Raw genomic sequence first — 3,687 nt, forward strand, 5'->3', positions numbered from 1 at the left:
GCGCCGTGGGCGCCGTGCGGGACTTTCGCGACACCCCTTAGGCCGCGCCACACGACGCCGTGGCGACCCTGCGGCACGCACCGGCCCCGGAGGCCGGCCTCGTCGTCCTTCGGGGCAGGTGTCAGCCCCGCCCGCCGCGCTGTGCGTGCCCTGCGGGGCGGGCGCGCAACCCCCGCCCCCGCCCCCACGAGGGGGCGATGCCGGGGCCGGCCCGCACCGCCCCGTTCGGGTCAGCCGCGGTCGGCCACGGCCCAGGCCGTCGCGGCGACGACGCCGGCCGCGCCGACCACCGCCGGCCACGCGCCGACCTTCTTGGCCAGCGGGTGCGCCCCCGCGAACCCCGCGAGGTACAGCGCCCCCAGCCCGGCCGCCGCAGGCACCCCACCCCGGCGGTGCCATTCCCGGCCGGCCACGATCCCGGCGGCGCCGAGCACGACCCCGCCCAGGGGCCGCTTCTTCGTCCAGCGTGCGACGGCGTAGCCGCCGACCAGCCCGGCTGCCGCCACCGCGGAACTCGGTACCCGCGCCATGTCGAACTCCCTCGTCGTGTCATACGTACGCACCACGCAAACCCGCGTACGCGCCAGATAAGTCATGTCATGCGATGAACTACTCACGAGGCTAACGCGGACGCCTAGAACCCCGGCGGACACCCACCGCCCCCAGCGCGAGCACGGCCCCGCCCACCACGGTGTCGGGCACCGCCTCGCGCACCGCGCGCGGCAGCAGCGCCACGACCCCGAGGACGAGAAGGAAGGCGAGCGCACACCGCCCCGCCACCAGCAGCAGTCTGTCCACGGCTGCTCAACGCCCGGCGCCGCCCCGCGACACGCACACACGGCGGCCGATTTGTCGGCACACGCCGGGTTCCTCCCCTCCGAGGGTTCCGCACCCCCATCGCCTACGGTCGGACTTCCACCCACACCCTCCCTCCCCCTCCCCCCGGAGCCGCTCGTGATCTCCTACGGCCGCGCCGTCCTCGACCTCGCGGACGAACTCCTCGACGCCTACGCCGACGTCTTCTCCGCCCCGCCCTGGAACGAAGATGAAGAAACCATTCGCCAGTTCGCGGACCGCCTCCAGGCCGACGTCCGCCGCCCCGGATTCCGTACCGCCTTCACCCAATCCCCCGCCGGCGTCGACGGCTTCGCCACCGCCTGGCTGACCCAGCGCCCCTTCCCCGAAGGCCGCGGCTACCCCCAGGTCACCGCGCAGCTCGGCCCGGACCGGGTGCGCGACCTGCTGGTCGGTGCCCTGGAGATAGACGAACTGGCCGTACGGGCCCACGCGCGCGGCACCGGCACCGGCCGGGCCCTCCTCACCGAGATCACCGCCGACGCCCCCCAGCACCGCGCCTGGCTGCTGACCTCCCGCCTCGCCCAGGACACGGTCGCCACCTACCGCCGCCTCGGCTGGCACGAGGTCCCCGCCCTCCCGGGCACCGAGACGAACGTGGTCGTCTTCCTCTCCCCGAACCATCCGGGCCGCCCCAACTGACCCGCACCCCACCCGAAAGGGACGACTGGACGGGCCTGCACCGGGCATACCGGGGCCATGATCACCCCCAAGGCACCCACGCAAGCACCCACACCGACAACCACCCCCACCCCCACCCCCACACCCCTCACCCGCCGCCAACTGAACCTCGCCACCCGCCACCAACTCACCACCACCGCCGGCATCCCGGACGCCACCATCACCTCCCGCACCCGCCCCGGCGGCCCCTGGCAACGCCTCCTGCCCCGCGTCTACCTCCTCCAGACGGGCCCTCCCGACCACCGCCAACGCGCCCTGGCCGCCGTCCTGTACGCCGCCGAACCCGCCGCGGACCCCCTCGCCGGCGACACCGCGGCCCTCACCGGCGGAGCCGCCCTCACCCTCCTCGGCATCCGCGACGCCCCGCCCACCCCGGCGGACGTCCTGATCCGCAGCCCGCGCCGGCTCACCGCCACCCCTCACCCTGACCGTCTCGGGCGTGCCCAGCGCCCGCCCGGTCCGCGCCGCCGCCGACTTCGCCGCCCGCTGCCCGAGCCCCGAACGGGTCCGCTCCGTGCTGGCCCAGGTCGTCCAGTCGGGCTGGTGCCACCCGCACGACCTCCACACCGAACTTCGCAGCGCCCGCCTCCTGTCCCGCCCGGCGATCCAAGCCGCCGCCGGGGAACTCCTGGCCGGCGTCCGCTCGGTCGCCGAAGCCCAGGCCCGCGACGTCCTCACCGGCACGGACCTCCCGACCCCGCTCTGGAACACCCGCCTCTACACCCCGGACGGCACCTTCCTGGCCACCCCGGACGCCTACTGGCCCGACGAGGGCGTGGCCCTGGAGATCGACTCGGCGGAGTACCACTACTCCCGCGACGCCTGGCACGCCACCCTCCACCGCCGCCTCCGCCTGGAATCCCACGGCGTCCTGGTGGTCAGCGCCACCCCCTCGATGATCCGAGACACCCCCACAGAAGTCCTGAACGCCCTCCGAACCCTCCTCACCCTCACCACCCCCCGCCCCACCCCACCCACCCTCACAGCCCGCGGCCACCAACAGCTGGCCCTTCCAGTCCAGTTCGAGATAAGGGGTGATCGTTGGTGATCGATCGCGACTATGCTGCTCAGATGACGGTTGAGAGGGTCATCGGGCATATCGACGGAGTTCTTCCGGGTCGCGCACTTCCTCGACGAAGGGATGTGTTCGACGCGCGCCTCCATGGCGATCTTCAGCGAGGAATCTCCAAGCTCAAAGACGTCGACGGTGCCGCGGTCTCAGACGCAATCGTCCTCAACGGTGGCTACCTGGATGACGACGACTCGTGGCATGAGATCCGCTACACAGGGGCTTCTCCAGATGTCGACCGGGATCCCCAGACGAAGCGACTGAAGGTCAGCCAGCGGTGGGACTATCCGGATAATGCGGCACTGAAGCGCAGCTATGAGCGCGGACATCCGATCCGGATCCTCCGTGGTCATAAGGGGGATGCGCGGTATTCGCCGAGCAAGGGTTACCGCTACGACGGTCTGTACCGCATCACTCAGGCAGCAACCGCCATCTCGGCCCTGCCGGGCCGGGCTGGCGAGCCGATCGAGATCTGCCAGTTCATTCTCGTTCGCTGCCCGGAAGCCGAGCAGGAAGTGACAGTAGTCGAGCGCGCAGCTTCTGAGCTGGTTCTTTTCGACGATGAAGAAAAGTTTCCGGAAAAGCGGACTTCGCAAGTGAAGCGGCTCGTCCGTGACACTGCGGCGGCGCACAGGATCAAAGATCTATACGACGGGCAGTGTCAAACGTGCGGTATAAGGTTGGTCGGGGCGAACTGCAAGCCCTATAGCCAAGGAGCCCACCTCAAGCCGCTGGCCGAACCCCACAACGGGCCCGATGTTGAGCGCAACATTCTTTCCCTGTGCCCGAACTGTCACGTACGGCTGGACCTCGGGGCGATCTCGATCGGTGAGGACTGGAGCGTGATCGAGCGCGTGGCCCACACGGAGCCACGCACTACTCTTCCTCGCCTCCTGATCAAAAAGGGGCACGGTCTTCATCCGTCCTATGCCAAATACCAGCGTGACTGGTGGGACAGCTTTGCGCAGGAGGAGACCGGAGCCTAGGAGCCTTGTCCTCCACCCCTGGTCATGCCGTAGGAGAACCCCCGTGGCACTCCGCGTACGGCTTGCCCGAGGTGCACCAGCAGGGGGACGTGGGGG

At 70.7% G+C, this 3,687-nt stretch carries 6 protein-coding genes; 3 read left to right on the forward strand and 3 right to left on the reverse strand.

Going from position 1 to position 3,687, the window contains the following annotated elements:
- Positions 1-230: 230 nt before the first annotated feature.
- Together VR44_RS37370 and VR44_RS45685 are read right to left on the reverse strand one after the other, a co-directional pair.
- The gene (locus VR44_RS37370; protein ID WP_045952120.1) at positions 231-530 is read right to left on the reverse strand and encodes a hypothetical protein; all 300 of its coding nucleotides are present in this window, start codon (positions 528-530) and stop codon (positions 231-233) included.
- Between the two features lie 91 nt (positions 531-621).
- Positions 622-798 (reverse strand): hypothetical protein, encoded by a 177-nt coding sequence (locus tag VR44_RS45685; protein WP_157880535.1) that lies wholly within the window; start codon positions 796-798, stop codon positions 622-624.
- A gap of 156 nt (positions 799-954) precedes the next feature.
- Here VR44_RS45685 and VR44_RS37375 point away from each other — a divergent pair, with 156 nt between their 5' ends.
- From VR44_RS37375 to VR44_RS37385, 3 genes are all read left to right on the forward strand, one after another.
- On the forward strand, positions 955-1,497 hold the full coding sequence (locus VR44_RS37375) for a GNAT family N-acetyltransferase (protein ID WP_045952121.1): 543 nt from the start codon (positions 955-957) through the stop codon (positions 1,495-1,497).
- 478 nt (positions 1,498-1,975) lie between these two features.
- Positions 1,976-2,584, forward strand: a complete 609-nt coding sequence (locus VR44_RS37380) for a hypothetical protein (protein WP_052714009.1) — start codon at positions 1,976-1,978, stop codon at positions 2,582-2,584.
- A complete protein-coding gene (locus tag VR44_RS37385) occupies positions 2,581-3,591 on the forward strand; it encodes a YDG/SRA domain-containing protein (protein WP_094192169.1) in 1,011 nt (336 codons plus the stop codon). The genes VR44_RS37380 and VR44_RS37385 overlap by 4 nt, the downstream gene beginning before the upstream one ends.
- Before the next feature lie 22 nt (positions 3,592-3,613).
- On the opposite strand, the gene VR44_RS49365 is transcribed toward VR44_RS37385, so the two are convergent.
- The coding region (locus VR44_RS49365; protein ID WP_157880536.1) for an SEC-C metal-binding domain-containing protein at positions 3,614-3,687 on the reverse strand (74 nt) is incomplete at its 5' end.

The sequence above is a fragment of the Streptomyces katrae genome (genome assembly GCF_000966975.1).
In the GTDB taxonomy this organism is placed as follows: Bacteria; Actinomycetota; Actinomycetes; order Streptomycetales; family Streptomycetaceae; genus Streptomyces; species Streptomyces katrae.

What these genes read in the sequence shown, in the direction of transcription:
- VR44_RS37370 (WP_045952120.1), bottom strand. Translation starts at nt 530, where the DNA reads ATGGCGCGGGTACCGAGTTCCGCGGTGGCGGCAGCCGGGCTGGTCGGC.